The 18,256-nt window shown below is 40.6% G+C and carries 16 protein-coding genes and 1 tRNA gene; 14 read left to right on the forward strand and 3 right to left on the reverse strand.

Going from position 1 to position 18,256, the window contains the following annotated elements; genetic code table 11:
* Position 1 precedes the first annotated feature (1 nt).
* The 3 genes from BZG42_RS01570 (at position 2) to BZG42_RS01580 (ending at position 3,224) form a co-directional block, all read left to right on the forward strand.
* Positions 2-1,450, forward strand: coding sequence for an amidase (locus tag BZG42_RS01570; RefSeq protein WP_155995356.1), 1,449 nt, complete (start codon positions 2-4; stop codon positions 1,448-1,450).
* Between the two features lie 122 nt (positions 1,451-1,572).
* On the forward strand, positions 1,573-2,448 hold the full coding sequence (locus BZG42_RS01575; protein WP_155995354.1) for a transporter substrate-binding domain-containing protein: 876 nt from the start codon (positions 1,573-1,575) through the stop codon (positions 2,446-2,448).
* 104 nt (positions 2,449-2,552) lie between these two features.
* Positions 2,553-3,224, forward strand: coding sequence for an amino acid ABC transporter permease (locus BZG42_RS01580; protein ID WP_155995352.1), 672 nt, complete (start codon positions 2,553-2,555; stop codon positions 3,222-3,224).
* Positions 3,225-3,651: 427 nt separating this feature from the next.
* Here BZG42_RS01580 and BZG42_RS01585 read toward each other — a convergent pair whose 3' ends face one another.
* From BZG42_RS01585 to BZG42_RS01595, 3 genes are all read right to left on the reverse strand, one after another.
* Complete coding sequence (locus BZG42_RS01585) at positions 3,652-4,908, reverse strand: ISL3 family transposase (protein WP_159780053.1); 1,257 nt, start codon at positions 4,906-4,908, stop codon at positions 3,652-3,654.
* Between the two features lie 513 nt (positions 4,909-5,421).
* Positions 5,422-7,293, reverse strand: a complete 1,872-nt coding sequence (locus tag BZG42_RS01590) for a heavy metal translocating P-type ATPase (RefSeq protein WP_155995618.1) — start codon at positions 7,291-7,293, stop codon at positions 5,422-5,424.
* Between the two features lie 156 nt (positions 7,294-7,449).
* Positions 7,450-7,914: a Fur family transcriptional regulator gene (locus tag BZG42_RS01595; protein ID WP_120171313.1), complete on the reverse strand. Its 465-nt coding sequence runs from the start codon at positions 7,912-7,914 to the stop codon at positions 7,450-7,452.
* Positions 7,915-8,084: 170 nt separating this feature from the next.
* Between BZG42_RS01595 and truA the strand changes: the two genes are divergently transcribed.
* The 11 genes from truA to BZG42_RS01650 all read left to right on the forward strand — a co-directional run bounded on the left by truA (position 8,085) and on the right by BZG42_RS01650 (position 18,047).
* Positions 8,085-8,834 (forward strand): tRNA pseudouridine(38-40) synthase TruA, encoded by a 750-nt coding sequence (gene truA, locus BZG42_RS01600; protein ID WP_024531625.1) that lies wholly within the window; start codon positions 8,085-8,087, stop codon positions 8,832-8,834.
* Complete coding sequence (locus BZG42_RS01605; protein WP_155964025.1) at positions 8,824-9,585, forward strand: bifunctional hydroxymethylpyrimidine kinase/phosphomethylpyrimidine kinase; 762 nt, start codon at positions 8,824-8,826, stop codon at positions 9,583-9,585. Before truA ends, BZG42_RS01605 begins: the two co-directional genes overlap by 11 nt.
* Positions 9,575-10,060: an ECF transporter S component gene (locus tag BZG42_RS01610; RefSeq protein WP_024531623.1), complete on the forward strand. Its 486-nt coding sequence runs from the start codon at positions 9,575-9,577 to the stop codon at positions 10,058-10,060. Before BZG42_RS01605 ends, BZG42_RS01610 begins: the two co-directional genes overlap by 11 nt.
* Positions 10,041-10,604 (forward strand): TIGR01440 family protein, encoded by a 564-nt coding sequence (locus BZG42_RS01615; protein ID WP_155995620.1) that lies wholly within the window; start codon positions 10,041-10,043, stop codon positions 10,602-10,604. The genes BZG42_RS01610 and BZG42_RS01615 overlap by 20 nt, the downstream gene beginning before the upstream one ends.
* Positions 10,605-10,634: 30 nt before the next feature.
* Positions 10,635-11,252 carry a DUF1349 domain-containing protein gene (locus BZG42_RS01620; protein WP_024531621.1) on the forward strand — a complete coding sequence of 206 codons (618 nt, stop codon included), beginning with the start codon at positions 10,635-10,637 and terminating at the stop codon, positions 11,250-11,252.
* Positions 11,253-11,437: 185 nt separating this feature from the next.
* Positions 11,438-12,721, forward strand: coding sequence for a trigger factor (tig, locus tag BZG42_RS01625; protein ID WP_155995622.1), 1,284 nt, complete (start codon positions 11,438-11,440; stop codon positions 12,719-12,721).
* A gap of 334 nt (positions 12,722-13,055) precedes the next feature.
* Positions 13,056-13,976 (forward strand): metal ABC transporter solute-binding protein, Zn/Mn family, encoded by a 921-nt coding sequence (locus BZG42_RS01630; protein ID WP_155995624.1) that lies wholly within the window; start codon positions 13,056-13,058, stop codon positions 13,974-13,976.
* A gap of 161 nt (positions 13,977-14,137) precedes the next feature.
* Positions 14,138-14,719 (forward strand): DNA-directed RNA polymerase subunit delta, encoded by a 582-nt coding sequence (gene rpoE, locus BZG42_RS01635; RefSeq protein ID WP_120171319.1) that lies wholly within the window; start codon positions 14,138-14,140, stop codon positions 14,717-14,719.
* Positions 14,720-14,887: 168 nt separating this feature from the next.
* Positions 14,888-16,492, forward strand: coding sequence for a CTP synthase (locus BZG42_RS01640; protein ID WP_024531617.1), 1,605 nt, complete (start codon positions 14,888-14,890; stop codon positions 16,490-16,492).
* Between the two features lie 371 nt (positions 16,493-16,863).
* Positions 16,864-16,949: transfer RNA gene (locus BZG42_RS01645), tRNA-Leu, on the forward strand.
* Between the two features lie 216 nt (positions 16,950-17,165).
* Positions 17,166-18,047 (forward strand): class II fructose-bisphosphate aldolase, encoded by an 882-nt coding sequence (locus tag BZG42_RS01650; protein ID WP_024531616.1) that lies wholly within the window; start codon positions 17,166-17,168, stop codon positions 18,045-18,047.
* The last annotated feature ends 209 nt before the right edge of the window (positions 18,048-18,256 follow it).

The raw sequence follows: 18,256 nt of genomic DNA on the forward strand, positions 1-18,256 counted from the left end.
GATGGAATGGAAAGATGCAACAGCCATTGCTCGGGCTGTTAACCAAAAAGAAGTATCAGCTAAGGAACTTGTCCTTGAGACCATTGATAAGATAGAAAAGCTCAATCCTCAGTTAAACGCAGTCATTATTAAGCAATACGAACAGGCTCTGGCGGAGTCTGAAAAGGAAGATTATCTGGGTAAGCCTTTTGCAGGGGTGCCGTTTTTACTGAAAGATTTGGGGCAAAATGAAGCTGGACAGCCATCTTCTTTGGGTTCGAGATTGTTTGTTGGGCAACCAGCAGGTCATACCGATACTTATGTTCAGCGCCTGAAAAACTTGGGATTCATCATCCTTGGTCGGACCAATACTCCTGAATTTGGCTTTAAAAATATTTCGGATGCTACAATTCACGGACCTGTTAATCTTCCGGCAGATAAAAGTCGTAATGCTGGCGGATCAAGCGGTGGAGCAGCAGCAGCGCTCGCATCTGGCATGGTTTCTATTGCAGCAGCATCAGATGGGGGTGGCTCTATCCGTATCCCTGCCTCTTTCAATGGCTTGATTGGACTCAAAACTAGTAGGGGACGGATTCCGGTCGGACCAAAAGCCTATCGAAGCTGGCAGGGTGCTGCTGTAAGTTTTGCCTTAACCAAGTCTATTCGTGATACCCAGAGACTGCTCTATCATTTACAAGATTACCAAGTCGAAGCTCCTTTTCCCCTAGCAAAATTGAGAGAGGAAGAGATATTTGGTCAATTGCAGCGTCCTCTAAGAATTGCCTACTATACGCAGTCGCCAGTCGGAAGTCAGGTTAGCTCAGACGCCAAACAAGCGGTAGTGGACATCTGTCAGATTTTGTCGGATATGGGGCATGAAGTGGCAGAATTGGCTACCTATCCTCTTGATGGGATTGAAGTCATGAAGTCTTATTATTTGATGAATAGTGTTGAAACAGCCCAAATGTTTGATGACATCGAAGGAACTCTCGGACGAAAGATGACTTTGGATGATATGGAGCTTATGACTTGGACCATTTATCAAAGTGGGCAGACCATCCCGGCTAAGCTATACTCGAAGGCCTTGAAAGCTTGGGATCAGTATGGAGTAGCTATGTCAGCCTTTCATCAGACCTATGATGTGTTTCTAACGCCGACAGTAGCAGATGTAGCTCCTAAGCATGGACAATTTACTTTGTCTGTTGATCTGCGTGACCGTCTCAGACACACTCAAGAATATTCCATGGAAGAGCAGCAAGCACTCATATGGGAGATGTTTGAGGACAGTCTCGCTTTGACTCCCTTTACGCAGGTAGCCAATATTTGTGGACAACCAGCCATTTCACTTCCGACCTATGTACGAGCAGATGGTCTGCCAATAGGTGTTCAACTCACCGCTGCCAAGGGTCGTGAAGATCTTCTCTTGCAGCTAGCTAGCCAGTTAGAGCAAGCAGGTCTATTTTCCTCGTAAGAGCTTGTAGTTTCCGGTTCAATTATTTGCCAAAACGCTTTTAAAATGTTACCTTGTAAAAGTTGGTGGGTTAACACCAGAAAAGAAAAAATAGAAGTAACGGACTTCTAAAGGAGATGACGATGTTGAAAAAAGTTTTGGCCTCAGCGTTTTTGGTTTCGACCTTGGCCTTGGCAGCATGTTCTAGTTCAAACTCAAACACAGGTAGTTCTTCTACTGGGCAAAATCAGTGGAAAAAAGTGGAGGAAGCAGGTGTTTTGAAGGTGGCGACACCCGGTACCTTATTCCCAACTTCTTACCACAATGATGCTAAAGAATTGGTCGGCTACGAAGTTGATATGATGAATGAAATCGGCAAACGTTTGAAGCTGAAAATTGATTTCCAAGAGATTGGTGTAGCAGAAGCATTCACCGCCGTAGATAGTGGTAAGGTTGACCTTTCTGTAAATAATTTTGACATGACACCAACTCGCAAAGAAAAATACAATTTCTCTATCCCTTATAAGTATTCTGTTGGTGGGTACATTGTTCGTGAAGATGGTTCGTCAGGTATCCAAGCGGCAGACTTGAGTGACTGGACCGGCAAAAAAGCTGGTGGTGGTGCAGGCACGCAGTACATGAAGATTGCTGAAAAGCAGGGAGCAGAACCAGTCATTTATGACAATGTTACCAATGATGTTTACTTGCGAGATGTATCAACAGGTCGTACAGACTTTATTCCCAATGATTACTTCACACAGGTCATGGCGGTCAAATGGGCTAAAGCCAACTTCCCAGATATTAAGGTAAAAATGGGAGATGCCAAGTATAACCCAACCGAGCAGGGAATTGTGATGAGCAAGATAGATGATAGCTTGAAGTTGAAAATTGACGAAGCTTTAGAAGCCATGAAGGCAGATGGAACTTTAAAGACCATTTCAGAGAAATACTATGCAGGTCAAGACCTGACAGTTCCAATTGCAAACGCAGATAAGTTGCCAGTTATTGAAGTAAAATAGAGTTGGTCTTTGAACTGGCAAAATATCTTTTGAACACCAACAGATAACAGCGGTGATTTAATTTGTTGATGTTGATTGAGTACAAGAGATGAGAAAGGAAATGGATGAATATCAATTGGCAGGCGGTATTGAATATAAATATTGCAAGAGAAGCTATTCCTCAAATATTGGAAGGCTTACCCTATACTCTCGCCCTTTCCTTAATTGGTTTTTCTCTTGGGACTTTCTGCGGTTTCTTTGTAGCGTTGATGCGGATGTCCAAGTTTTTACCATTTCGCTGGTTGGCTATGGTCCATATCTCGTTGATGCGGGGAATTCCGCTCATGGTTTTACTTTTTTTCATCTATTTTGGTTTGCCATTTATGGGTCTCCAACTAGATGCGTTTGCCGCTTCCATTATCGCCTTTACTTCCATGTCCAGCGCCTATATTTCTGAAATTATTCGTGCCTCCCTTTCAGCGATTGATAAAGGACAATGGGAGGCGGCGCAATCTTTGGGGTTGCGGACCAGTGTGGTTTACCGCAAAATTATCATTCCTCAGGCCTTTCGGATTGCTCTTCCCCCGCTCAGCAATGTTCTTTTGGATATGGTCAAAAGCACTTCTCTGACAGCCATGATTACTGTGCCAGAGATTTTCAATAAGGCTAAGATTGTCGGTGGTGCCAAGTCAGACTACATGACAGTTTATATCTGTGTTGCCTTCATTTATTGGGTCATCTGTACTCTTTACGCAGTTGGGCAGGTTCATCTGGAAAAACGCTTGTCTACTTACTAGGTCAATATCCAGAAAAAAAGCTGGGAAAATCCAGCTTCATTCTTCAGAATTTGTGTCACCATCTCAGTGTAGTGATCGCTTGGTTTTAACAAATAGGGGTCGGAGATAGAATTTACAGAACCTATCTTACCAATGGACGTTTCTCATTCCAAATCTGATTTATACGAATGTTGCAAAACTTGTCCGCTCCATCTCCAAAGGTTTCCCAAACCTTCGGAGTTATGTGAAGGGAGTAACACGTTCTGGATTTAGTTTGATAACCCAAAATGAAGGCTTGTCAACGAACTTTTCTTTTATACAAAAACTAAAAAGAGAACAAGCATTCTTCCCTATGACACAATCAAGGAGAAAATATTTATTTAGGCTACGTGCTCATTGCTAGTAGCCTTTTTTTGGTTCTTTGTCAACTGTAGTGGGTGACTTATAGCTAAGCGCGAGAGGAGACGAACTTCGTCTTCTCATTTTTGATGTTCAAGGCGATTAAGATACGTTTCTTGAAATTGTCAAAGTTCTTGTAACCAAAGGCATTGCGCTTGATGTCTTTGATGAGTTTGTTAGTGGCCTCAAGTTTAGCGTTAGAGTAAGGCAATTCAATGGCGTTAGTGATGTAGTTTTTATAGCGAATAAATGTGCTCAAAGCGGTTTTAAAGGTGCGATTGAGATGAGGTAAAGCGTCTTGAATTAAGCCCCAAAACTGCTCAGTATTCTTCTCTTGCAGGTGGAAAAGGAGTAACTGGTACAGGTCATAGTAATCTTTAAGCTCAGGGACTAGTTTGAAAATCTTATTGAGACATTCTCTAGGAGTTAATGTTTCTCTAAAGGTTCGAGCATAGAACGCCTTAAGAGACAGTTTCCGACTATCTTTTTGAACAAGTTTCCAGTAGTACTTAAGAGCTCTGTATTCAAGAGATTTATCGTCAAATTGCTTCATGATTTCAATACGTGTTTGCTTGAGAGCTCTATTGATGTGCTGGACAATGTGGAAACGATCGAGAACAATTTTAGCTTGAGGAAATAGAACCTTGATGAGAGGAATATAACTTCCAGACATATCGACAGTGACGACTTTAACTTTTTTTCTAGCTTCTTTCGAGTACTTGAAGAAATGATTTCGGATGGTTGTTTGACGTCTGTCATCAAGGATGGTAATGATTTTCTTGGTGTTAAAATCCTGAGCAATGAAGGCCAGTTTTCCCTTCTGGTAGGAGAACTCATCCCAGGAAAGCACTTCTGGCAAAGTAGTGTACTCCTCTTGGAAATGAAATTGCTTGAACTTGCGATAGACAGTAGAGGTAGAGATAGCGAGCTTAGCAGCGATATGGGTAAGAGCCTCTCTGTTGAGCAATAGGTGAGCGATTTTCTGTCTCACTATTTCAGAAATTTGGCAATTTTTCTGAACGAGAGATGTTTCAGAAACAGTTACTTTTCGACAGGACTTGCACTGAAATCGTCTCTTTTTCAAACGAATGAGGCTAGGGAAACCGGCGATTTCAATAAAAGGAATTTTAGAAGGTTTCTGGAAGTCGTATTTGATTTGTTTTCCTTTACAGTGTTTACATTTGGGAGGGTGATAATCAAGTGTAGCGGTGACTTCGATATGGGTATCGTGTTGAATGGCTTTATTTAAGATGATATTTTTGTCTTTAATTCCGATGAGTAATGTGGTATTATTGATGTGTTCCATAAGATACTTTCTAATGAGTTGTTTAAGCGCTTTTCATTATAAGTCTTATGGGACTTTTTTGATACTCAAAAAGCCCTATAATCTCCACAGCGGGTTTACCCACTACAGAAATTATAGAGCCCTTTTTTTGTGCTAAAAATTCAGACAGCTTGTACATTTAAGGAGATAGGAGCTATTTTTTAGCTGATGTGTAAGTGCAATAGTCATATTTTGCGAACCATATCTATTTAAAATTTGATAGGCTTATTCAGCTACTGGTCCTCATTTTATTATCTAGTATCGTAGATAATCAGATAGAGGCAGGGCTTATCGTACTGGATATTGCCTCCTGACCATAAACAAAATAATCCCCTCACTAAGATTACTCCTAATGAGGGCTTTATGTCTATTTTTTTATTATTCTGCGATTGAGGAAGAAACTATCTAGGTGGCCTGTTTCCACTTCCTTTTTCGATAGATCAATATAAATGCAAAAGTCTACCAATTCCTAATGTTCTCACTCGCTGTTTTTACTTATTTAAAGTACAGCAATCTTAATCCGTTTAAAATGACAAGAATTGTCGAACCTTCGTGGCCAATCACGCCGAGAGGAAGGTTGATTGCTTGAGAAAGATTAGAGATGAGAAGAAGAGTGATGACAGAAAGAGCAAAGATAATATTTTGCTTGATGATTGTACGCATTTTTTTGGATAAGCGGACAGAGTAAGGAATACGTGTTAAATCTTCCATGAGGACAATATCAGCAGACTCCATGGCGATAGCTGTTCCGCTTCCCATAGCATAGCTGATATTGGCCTGAGCCAAGGCGGGGGCATCATTGACACCGTCACCGACCATCCCTACATAAGAAAACTCTTTTTGCAGCTCCTGAATAACAGCGGCCTTATCTGTTGGCAAACAGTTGGCAATCACTCGCTCAATACCAATTTGGTTTGCCACATAGCGAGCTGTTTTCTCTTGATCGCCAGTCAAAAGAATTGGGGTGATCCCCATTTTTTTAAGCTGGCTAATCAGTAATTTACTCTCAGGTTTCAGGCTGTCCTCCACTAAAAAGATTGCCATAAGTACATCATTTTGACTGACATAAACCAAGGTTTTTCCAGTGCCCTCGGCAGTATGAATATCCTTTTGTAATTCGGTAGATAGAGCCCTCATGAGACTGGTTGTCACAAAATCTGATTTCCCAATTTTCCATTCTTGTCCCTGATAGCGAGCTATCATCCCCTCTCCAGTTAAATCATAACTTTCCTCTAGGGAAATGACAGAGCTAGCAGCAGTATAGGCCAAGAGAGCCTGAGCGATTGGATGACTAGATTGTTTTTCGACAGCTTGAACGACTTCCTTAATGATTACTTCATCGCCAAAATACATAGCGCCTACCACCTCGGGTTTCCCCTTGGTCAATGTACCGGTTTTATCAAATACAATAGCATCCAAATTGGCGATACGATCTGCAATGTCCCCTCCTTTGATGATCATCCCCTTTCTAGCTGCTCGACTAATAGCAGAAAGTGTCGCCGGTGAAGAGCTGGCTACGAGCGCACATGGAGAGGCAATTGTTAAAAGAATCATGCTACGATAAAAAGAGGTTAACCAATCCCAGCCGAGAACAAAATGTACAAAAAGATTGAAAAGAGGCACAGCAATAAGAACAACCTTCACATAGGTATCTTCCATATTCTCAATGAAAGTGGTCGTTTTTGATTTGGACTCCTGTGCTTGCTGTACCATCTGGATAATCTTGTCAAAAAGAGCATCTCCTTTTTCAGCGGTTACTTGAACAGTAACAGTAGGACCTTGGTTAATAGTACCACCAATAATAGTATCCCCAGCTTCTTTTTCAGCCGGCAAAGGTTCTCCCGTAATCATAGACTCATCAAAAATGGATTGTCCACTGATGAGAGTAGCATCTAAGGGAACAGTGTCTCCCTTGCGGACCTGTAAAAAATCACCGACACGGATGTCAGTTGTATCCAGAGTCGTTATATCCCCGTTTAACTCGATTTTACGGGCGGTTGGTGGAGTCATTTTCATAAGAGTTGCGATAGCGTTTTTACTCTTTTCCATAGCTAACTCTTCAAGGGTAGAAGAAAGAGAGAAGATAAAGATGAGTAAGGCCCCTTCCAACCAATAACCGATAATGCCAGAACCAACGGCTGCTAAAATCATCAGTACATCAACAGACAAATGCTTATTGAAGACGAGTTCGGTAAGTCCTTCCTTGGCAGACTGGTAGCCACCGATGATAAAGGCTGTTATGAATAGTAGCGCTGTGACAGCTTTTTGACCCGTATGGATGAGAAGAAGGCCGATAAGGATAAAAAATAAGCAGAAAGCAGTTGCTAAGATTGGCCTACCCTTTTTTAAAGTGAGTACAAGGTTCATGGCTTTGCTCCTTATTTAGAATAATTATTATCTTTTTTATTTAATTATATCAATTCTAAATAAAGAAGTCAAGATTAATTATAATTGTTCTAAATAACAAAAGTCAGATCATTCTTAGGAAAAAACAAAAAAGCGACGGTCCAAGTCGCTTCGGTGCTAAGTTTTTAAGTTCTGACAATCAGGGCAGATACCGTAGATGGATAAAACCTCTTTGGTAATTTTATACCCTGTTTGGTTGTGGGCTTCTTTTTTTAGGCTAGGGATTTCAACATCCATAAAATCAGTGATTTTACCACAGACCTCGCAGATAACATTTAAATGTTCGTGGCCCATAAAGTCGTAATAGGTCGTGTTATCATTGGTTCGTTTAATCTCTGTCACAAACCCCTCTTCCAGAAGAAGCTTGAGATTGTTATAAACCGTTGCAAGACTCATATTTGGATAATCAGGCAATAAATTTTGGTAAATCATTTCAGCGCTAGGGTGGTCATCACTTTCGATAATATAGGTTATGACGGCTTTCCGAGTTTCAGTGATACGAACCCCTTTTTCTTTTAAATGCTGAATAACATGTTCAAAAGCGGTCTGATTTTCAGCATTGAGGTGGGAATGAAGTTCCATAGCTCCCTCCTTTCATTTGTTCTTTCATAATAATTCTCAGTTACAATACTCGGTTTCATTATAGTTTATTTAAAAAGGTGTGTCAATATAGGAGTAAATCAGCATCTGTGCTAGCACAGAATAGCTTTATTAGCCTTGTTTCCCTCCTTTTCCTATGCTACAATCAAAACATGGCAAGATATAAAGCAATTATTTCCTACGATGGTTATGGGTTTTCGGGTTTTCAGCGCCAGCCCCACGCCCGTACGGTTCAAGAAGAGATTGAAAAAACTCTCAAGCGCTTGAATAGCGGTCGGGAGGTTATTGTTCATGGAGCAGGTCGTACGGATTCGGGCGTCCATGCCTACGGTCAGGTTATTCACTTTGACCTATTTGGCAGTCGAGATGCTGAGAAGCTACGCTTTGCCCTCGATACCCAAACTCCAGAGGATATTGATGTGGTTAAGGTAGAGCAGGTGGCGGACGATTTTCATTGTCGTTATGCCAAACACAGCAAGACTTACGAGTTTTTAGTAGATATTGGACGCCCTAAAAACCCTATGATGAGACATTATGCTACCTTCTATCCCTATGACCTAGACCTGTCTTTGATAGAGCAGGCCATCAAAGACTTGGAAGGGACACATGACTTCACTGGTTTTACCGCTTCTGGAACCTCTGTAGAAAATAAGGTGCGAACGATTACGACAGCAACCGTTGAATATGACCCGCAGCGGCAATTTTTGATTTTTACTTTTTCGGGCAATGGTTTTCTCTACAAGCAGGTCCGAAATATGGTCGGTACCCTGCTCAAGATTGGCAATGGTCGGATGCCAGTTGGACAAATCAAGCAGATTTTGGAGGAAAAGAATCGAGACTTGGCAGGACCAACAGCAGCAGGCAATGGTTTATACTTAAAGGAGATTATTTATGAAGACTAACTATGTTTTGGCTCTTTCAGGCAATGATATTTTCAGTGGTGGTGGTCTCTACGCAGATTTGACTACTTATACTGTTCATCAGTTGCATGGTTTTGTGGCAGTGACTTGTCTGACAGCTATGACGGATAAAGGGTTTGAGGTCATTCCGACTGATTCCCATGTTTTTGCTCAGCAGCTTGTTAGCTTGAAGGACGTTCCTTTTTCAGCGATTAAAATTGGTCTGTTGCCTAATGTAGAAATAGCAGAGCAGGCTTTGGAAGTTATTAAGTTGCATCAAGATATTCCTGTGGTGTTGGATCCAGTTTTGGTCTGCAAGGAAACGCATGATACAGAAGTCAGCCAATTACGTGATGAGCTCTTGAAATTTTTCTCTTATGTAACCATTATCACTCCAAACTTGGCAGAAGCTCAGCTATTGACTAATAGAGACATCAAAACAGTGGAGGAGATGAAGCAGGCAGCTCTTATCTTACATGAGTTGGGTGCCAAACATGTCGTAATCAAAGGTGGCAATCGCTTGAGTAAGGAGAAGGCGATTGATGTTTATTATGATGGTCAAGATTTTATCGTATTGGAGTCACCGATTCTTTCTAGCAACAATGTCGGAGCAGGCTGTACTTTCGCCTCTAGTATTGCAAGTCAGCTACTGCTGGGAAGAAGCCCACTTGAGGCAGTTCGTTTATCAAAGGACTTTGTTTTCCGTGCCATCGAAACTTCAGATGACTATGGAGTGGTGCAGTATGAGAAGTAAAAAGATAAGGATAATGGTCTTGCTATCTCTTTTGATAGCCCTAAGTTTAGCTCTGGCACATGTTTATATGCCGACACCAAATGGTTTCACTTCACTTTTAGATGTAGGAATCTACTTCACAGCCTTCTATCTCGGTAAGAAGGAAGGAGTCATTGTAGGCAGCTTATCAGGACTATTGATTGATTTCTTGTTAGGCTATCCTCAATGGGCCTTCTTCAGCTTGCTTTTTCACGGAGCGCAAGGCTATTTTGCGGGATGGACAGGCAAGCAACGCTATCTTGGTGTTTTCTTAGCTAGTCTCTCCATGGTTGGAGGGTATTTTGCAGCCTCAAGTCTTCTGTATAATGTAGCCACTGCAATAAAAGACGTTCCAGCTAACTTCTTGCAAAACACAGTCGGTCTAGTGCTTGGCTACATCTTGGCTCAAGCGGTAGAGAGAATAGGAGTGATCCGTCATGTCACTAAAGGAAATTAAAGCTCAAACTAAGCAACTTGTCGAGGAAGTATTAGGACTCAGCAATCTTCAAAAGGGACAGATTTTTATCCTCGGCTTGTCATCAAGTGAGGTTATCGGTGGATATATCGGGAAAAATTCTAACCTAGAAGTTGGCGAAGCAGTCGTGGAAACGACTCTAAGCATCCTAGAGCCCAAAGGAATTTATCTGGCTGTTCAAGGTTGTGAACACCTCAATCGTGCCTTGGTGGTCGAGCGAGAATTGGCCATCCAGAAAGACTTGGAGATTGTCAATGTTCTACCGACCCTTCATGCAGGAGGATCTGGACAACTAGCGGCTTTCAAGTATATGAAGGATCCTGTCGAAGTGGAATTTATCACTGCTCAGGCAGGTATCGATATTGGGGATACAGCTATCGGCATGCATGTCAAACATGTTCAAGTTCCCATTCGGACAAGCCTGCGAGAAATCGGGCAGGCTCATGTCACAGCCCTCGCTAGTCGGCCAAAACTCATTGGTGGAGCGCGTGCAGCCTATCAGGAAGATGGAATTCGTAAGCAATAAAGATTCTATAATAGATAAAAGGAGTAGATGATGAGAGCTTTCTTGACAAAGGATTTACAGTGGACACGTCCACCCCAGACATTTACTATCACAGAAACAGAGATTTCCATAACAACAGAGCCGTACACCGATCTTTGGCAAAAAACTTACTACCATTTTGTAAATGACAATGCACCGGTTTTACAGATGGAGACGGAGGAGGAATATTTTTCATTTACTGTCAAGACAGATTTTTCTGCTAGCCATACCCGCTTTGACCAATGTGGAATCGTGGTTTATCAGGACTCCGAAAATTGGCTAAAATGCTCTATTGAGTACGAAAATGAAGACTTCCAGCACCTAGGTAGTGTGGTGACTAATCATGGCTATTCAGATTGGGCTACCACTGAGATTTCAGCAACTGTCAAGTCCATGTGGTTCCGCCTCAGCCGCAGAGGGGCGGACTACTGCTTTGAAAATTCTGAGGATGGAATCCATTTTAGACAAATGCGTATATGTCATTTTTATGAGGGAAGAGGAAAGATTTCCTTTGGACTATACGCCTGCTCACCAGAAGACTCTAGCTTTACAGCTACATTCTCAAATATGAAGCTGACAGATTGTCAATGGCAGCCTCATGATGGACAACAGCCTGATGATGAATTGTGAGAGACAACCATCTTCAAAACAAATATTTCAGTAGGTTTGTTTGGTTTGTAAGCAGTAAGGATACAAGGGCGGTTGCTAGGTAAAGAAACATGGCATTACCCAAAGCAGGTTATAAAATCGTTGAAATCCCTGTCATTTGTGTTATAATGAAGAGTATGCAATAAAATTTTAAGGAGAATGACAGAATGTCTGTATCATTTGAAGCAAAAGAAACAAACCGCGGTGTTTTGACGTTTACAATTAGTCAAGAAGTAATCAAACCAGAATTGGATCGCGTTTTCAACAAAGTAAAAAAAGATATCAATCTTCCAGGTTTCCGTAAAGGTCACTTACCACGTGCTGTTTTCAATCAAAAATTTGGTGAAGAGGCTCTTTACCAAGACGCTGTTAATGCGCTTTTACCAACTGCTTATGAGGCAGCGGTTGCTGAAGCAGGACTTGAGGTGGTTGCACAACCAAAAATTGATGTTGTGTCAATGGAGAAAGGTCAAGACTGGACAATTACTGCAGAAGTTGTTACAAAACCTGAAGTGAAATTGGGTGATTACAAAAATTTGGTAGTTTCAGTAGAAGCTACTAAAGAGGTAACTGATGAAGAAGTAGATGCTAAGATTGAACGCGAGCGTAACAACTTAGCTGAGTTGGTGATTAAAGAAGGCCCAGCAGCCGAAGGCGATACAGTTGTTATTGATTTTGTTGGATCAATTGATGGTGTTGAGTTTGATGGTGGCAAGGGTGAAAACTTCTCACTTGGACTTGGATCAGGTCAATTCATCCCAGGTTTTGAAGCCCAGTTGGTTGGTCACTCGGCTGGAGAAGAGGTAAATGTCGAAGTTACTTTCCCTGAAGATTACCAAGCGACTGATCTTGCAGGCAAACCAGCTCTCTTTGTAACAAAAATCCACGAAGTAAAAGCAAAAGAAGTTCCTGCCTTGGATGATGAATTAGCAAAAGACATTGACGAAGAAGTAGAAACACTTGATGAATTGAAGGCAAAATACCGCAAAGAATTAGAGGCTAGCAAAGAAGTTGCCTTTGACGATGCGGTTGAAGCAGCGGCTCTTGATTTAGCAGTAGAAAATGCTGAAATTGTTGATTTGCCAGAAGAAATGATTCACGAAGAAGTTCATCGCTCTATCAATGAATTCTTGGGTGGTATGCAACAGCAGGGTATTTCACCAGATATGTACTTCCAAATTACTGGTACAACTCGCGAAGATCTCCACAAACAACACGAAGTTGATGCTGAAAAGCGTACAAAAACAAACTTGGTTGTCGAGGCAGTAGCTAAAGCAGAAGGTTTTGAAGCAACTGAAGAAGAAATCAACAAGGAAATTGAAGAGTTGGCAACAACCTATAAGATGGATGTTGCGCAAGTTCGCAGCCTACTTTCACCAGAAATGTTAAAACATGACATTGCCGTTAAGAAGGCAGTAGAACTAATCACTAGCACAGCAACTGTAAAATAATAGCCTGATAAAAGCTCGACTGCGGTCGAGTTTTTTCTTTGGAGAAAAATATTCTCGTAGCATTTTATCTATGTTTGCGCATGCGATTTTGAATATGACCAAGATAGGAAATTCTATCTTCAAAAATGACGTTCCAACAATTTTATATAAAAAAGTTATTGGGATTTTTGATTAGTGTTAGTACACTCTTGAGGAACTCGCATTTTTCAAAATGGATATATATATAAAATAATCTATAAGTGTTTTTCATTTGTGTAGTGTACATTTTCTGGAAATAACTTGACTGGTTAACTTCCTTGTGATATAGTTAACTGATTAACAAGAGGAGGAAAATATGTTAAAGAAAATTATAAAGACATTCTTATTGACCTTGTTGGGTTTGGTTTTAGCATCATGCTCAGTTCAAAAAGGAGCAAATCAAACTCAAACTGGCTTAAAGATTGTCACCTCGTTTTATCCTATTTATTCGTTGGTTAAGGAAGTATCTGGTGATAAGAATGACGTTCGTATGATTGGCTCACGGAGCGGAATTCATTCTTATGAACCTTCTGCTGCTGACATAAAAGCAATACATGATGCAGATGTATTCATCTATCATTCTAGAATTTTAGAGTCATGGGCAGGACGACTAGGGTCGAATCTGCAAGGTTCATCTGTCAAGGTTCTGGAAGCTTCGACAAATTTACCTTTAGCTAAAGTTCCAGGTTTAGAGGATATGGAAGCAGGGCAGGGGATTGATGAAGCGACGTTATATGATCCTCATACTTGGCTAGACCCCATTTTAGCAGGACAGGAAGCCCTTGAGATAGGAGACCTACTTGCCAAAAGTGACCCTACTAATGCTGAGTATTATAAAAAAAATGCCGAAAAACTGAAGGAAGCTGCACAAAAATTAGCTGATAAATATAGCCCTATTTTTGCTAAAGCCAAATCAAAGACTTTTGTAACACAACATACAGCTTTTTCTTATACAGCTCAACGATTTGGACTTAAGCAGTTGGGGATTGCTGGGGTATCCGAGGAAGAACCTAGTCCGAGAAAGCTAGCAGAAATAAAAGAATTTGTTGATACCTATAAGGTTAAAACGATTTTTACAGAAAAAGGTTCGTCAGACAAATTGGCTAAAGCTTTAGCCAGTTCAACTGGGGTTAGCTTGAAGATATTAGATCCTCTAGAAGCTGATCCAGAAAATAATCTATCTTACTTGGAAAATCTAGAAAAAGTCTTAGAAACTTTAGCCCAAGAATTAAAGTGAGGGATTAGAGGTCAGTTCAGATGAAGACAATATCCAAAATGATTTGTTCTTAGAAATTCCTTTTTTCTACTTTGAGCTTTAGTAAGAATGCTCATCTTATCTTTGACTATTTAGCCATTTTAGCGTAAAATAGGAAGGAAAGACAAAAAAGGAGAAAAACCTTGGAACTTAATGTATTTGCAGGACAAGAAAAAAGTGAACTTTCCATGATTGAAGTAGCTCGTGCTATTTTGGAAGAGCGTGGACGTGACAATGAAATGTATTTTAATGACTTAGTTAATGAAATACAAAATTATCTTGAAAAGTCAAATAGTGAGATTCGTGCAGCGCTCCCAATCTTCTATTCTGATTTAAATGTAGATGGCAGCTTTATCCCTCTTGGTGAGAATAAATGGGGACTTCGTTCGTGGTATGCCATCGATGAGATTGATGAGGAAGTTATCACACTCGAAGAGGATGATGAAGACGCACCAAAACGTAAGAAAAAGCGTGTGAATGCTTTTATGGATGGTGATGAAGACGCAATTGACTACGGAAACGATGATCCGGAGGATGAAGACAACTATTCTGGGGATTCATCATCAGAATACGATGATGAATCTCCAGATGATGAGAAGGATGAAGTCGAATCATACGACTCAGAAATTAACGAGATTATTCCAGATGCTGATTTGGAAGATGAAGACGTTGATTTAGGAGAAGACGATGATGAATACTCGGATGAAGAAGTGGCTGACGAGTAGATTTTGATTTGACAAGATTATCAAACTGCGATAAGATATTATCGGGCGCCTCTTTTTGAGGTCGGAGCTCCCTAGTGATTAGGGAGCTGTTTTTGTTTTTTCCTCATGGTACTGAGGGTAAACCCAAGCCTGCTTTCGGTTAACATGAATCATAGAAAAGGAGTTTGCATGACAAAATATATTTTTGTAACAGGTGGTGTTGTTTCTTCCATTGGAAAAGGTATTGTAGCAGCCAGCCTTGGGCGCTTATTGAAAAACCGTGGTTTAAAAGTTACCATTCAGAAATTTGATCCCTATATAAATATAGATCCTGGAACGATGAGTCCCTACCAACACGGAGAAGTTTTTGTGACAGATGATGGTGCAGAAACAGATCTGGATCTTGGACACTATGAACGCTTTATTGACATCAACCTTAATAAATATTCCAATGTTACAACAGGAAAAATTTATAGCGAAGTTCTCCGTAAAGAACGTAAGGGAGAGTACCTTGGTGCGACTGTTCAGGTTATTCCTCATATCACAGATGCTTTGAAAGATAAAATCAAGCGTGCCGCTTATACAACGGATGCAGATGTTATTATTACAGAAGTGGGCGGAACAGTTGGTGATATAGAAAGTTTGCCATTTCTTGAAGCTCTCCGTCAGATGAAAGCGGATGTAGGCTCAGATAATGTTATGTATATCCATACTACGCTTTTGCCATATCTCAAAGTAGCAGGTGAAATGAAGACAAAACCGACTCAGCATTCTGTAAAAGAGCTGCGAGGTTTAGGCATTCAACCCAATATGCTTGTTATTCGCACAGAGCAACCAGCAGGTCAGAACATCAAAAATAAATTGGCTCAATTTTGCGATGTGGCTCCAGAAGCGGTTATTGAGTCCTTGGATGTAGAACATCTCTATCAAATTCCACTCAATATGCAGGCGCAAAATATGGATCAAATCGTTTGTGATCACTTGAAATTAGATGTACCTCCTGCAGATATGACGGAATGGTCAGCTATGGTGGATAAGGTTCTTGCTCTCAAGAAAAAAGTCAAAATTGCTTTGGTTGGCAAATATGTAGAGTTGCAAGATGCCTACATATCAGTCGTTGAGGCTCTCAAGCATTCTGGCTATGCCAATGATACAGCCATTGACCTAGACTGGGTTAATGCCAATGATTTGACAGCTGAAAATGTAGCGGAACATCTTGGACGAGCCCAAGGGATTATCGTTCCTGGTGGTTTTGGACAACGTGGTACAGAAGGGAAAATTCAAGCCATTCGCTATGCCCGTGAAAATGATGTTCCCATGTTAGGAGTTTGCCTTGGTATGCAGCTTACCTGCGTAGAATTTGCTCGTCATGTTCTCGGCTTAGAAGGAGCCAATAGCTTTGAATTAGATCCAGATACCAAGTACCCAATCATTGACATTATGCGCGATCAAATTGGAGTGGAAGATTTGGGTGGAACTTTGCGCGTAGGTTTATATCCAAGCAAGCTTAAACAAGGTTCAAAAGCTGCTGCTGCCTACGATAATCAAGAAGTAGTGCAGCGTCGCCACCGTCACCGCTATGAGTTTAATAATGATTTCCGTCAACAATTTGAGCAAGCTGGTTTTGTTTTTTCAGGAGTATCGCCAGATAACCGATTGGTAGAAATTGTAGAAATTCCAGAAAATAAATTTTTTGTAGCTTGTCAATACCATCCAGAACTCCAATCTCGCCCTAACCGTCCGGAAGGTCTTTACACCGCCTTTGTAACAGCTGCCATCAAGAATGAAAAATAAGCTACTACTCAAATAAGAACAATATAAAAAATAGAAGAGGTGGGAATACACTTAAATTGCCCCAAATGGTAGACAGAAAAACTAACTTTTGGGAGCGATATACAGAATCCTGCCTCTTTGTAATTACTGTAAATGTAAGTAAGAGGGAAAAGACCTCTATTTTCAATGGAATATCTTACTGCTTTGAAGTCTCGTTGCTCATGTTTATCAAGAAAATATTTTAAAAGGCTATCATTGATAGAACTAAAAATGAATAACTAAGTTTTAATTTTAGAGTAGCCCTCTAAAATTGAAAATAATGATTTTTTAAGTATTTTTCAAAAAAGTATTGACAAGAGGATATTCCCGTGGTATACTGTTTCTTGTGTTAAGCGGGGATGGCGGAATTGGCAGACGCGCAGGACTAAGGATCCTGTGACCGCTTTAGGTCGTGTGGGTTCAAGTCCCACTCTCCGCATGGTGGACTAGCTCAGGCTAGTCTTTTTTTGTTGTGACGAAAAGAGTTAATCATAATCCCTAACCTTTGTTAAAATATCATTGCTTTTCTTTTTAATGAAAAGATATGTGAAAATTTTCTCAAAACTAGATGATTTCAGCTAGCATTTTCAAAATAAAAATGGTAGAATAGAAAGGTATGAGGTGTAACCTCAAAAAATATTAGGAGGCTATCGAAATGCCATTAGTTTCAGCAGAAAAATTTGTCCAAGCGGCGCGTGACAACGGTTATGCAGTTGGCGGATTTAACACAAACAACCTTGAGTGGACTCAAGCTATCTTGCGTGCAGCAGAAGCAAAACAAGCTCCAGTGCTTATCCAAACTTCTATGGGTGCAGCTAAGTATATGGGTGGTTACAAAGTAGCTCGTAACTTGATTGCAAATTTGATTGAATCAATGAATATCACAGTTCCTGTCGCAATTCATCTTGACCATGGTCACTACGAAGATGCACTTGAATGTATTGAAGTTGGTTATACTTCTATCATGTTTGATGGTTCGCACCTTCCAGTGGAAGAAAACCTTGCAAAAGCTAAGGAAGTTGTTGAATTAGCACACGCTAAAGGAATCTCAGTTGAAGCTGAAGTAGGTACTATCGGTGGTGAAGAAGACGGTATCGTAGGTAGCGGTGAGTTGGCTCCAATTGAAGATGCAGTAGCAATGGTTGCGACTGGTATTGACTTCTTGGCAGCTGGTATTGGTAACATCCATGGTCCATATCCAGCAAATTGGGAAGGTCTAGATCTTGATCACTTGCGTAAACTGACTGAAGCAGTTCCAGGTTTCCCAATCGTATTGCACGGTGGCTCAGGTATTCCAGATGAGCAAATCCAAGAAGCTATCAAGTTGGGTGTTGCTAAGGTTAACGTTAATACAGAGTGCCAAATTGCTTTTGCAAATGCAACACGTAAATTTGCAGCTGCTTATGAAGCAAACGAAGCAGAGTACGACAAGAAAAAACTTTTCGATCCACGTAAATTCTTGGCAGATGGTGTGAAAGCTATCCAAGCTTCTGTTGAAGAGCGTATTGATGTATTCGGTTCAGCAAACAAAGCATAACAAACCAATTAAAGTCCTTCAAAATGAGGGACTTTTCTCTATTTAAATAATAGAATAAATAGGAAACGTCCTAATGGAAAGTATCATTGCTTGATCCAAAATAATTGTAAATAATTTTAGAGATTAGTATTGATTCCTTTTTCAATGTTTACGTGCAACATTTGGCAGAGCAAAAAGAATGCTTGCCAGAGAGCGACTCAGTATGATTA

The organism is Streptococcus sp. DAT741 (assembly GCF_009866825.1).
In the GTDB taxonomy this organism is placed as follows: domain Bacteria; phylum Bacillota; class Bacilli; order Lactobacillales; family Streptococcaceae; genus Streptococcus; species Streptococcus ruminantium.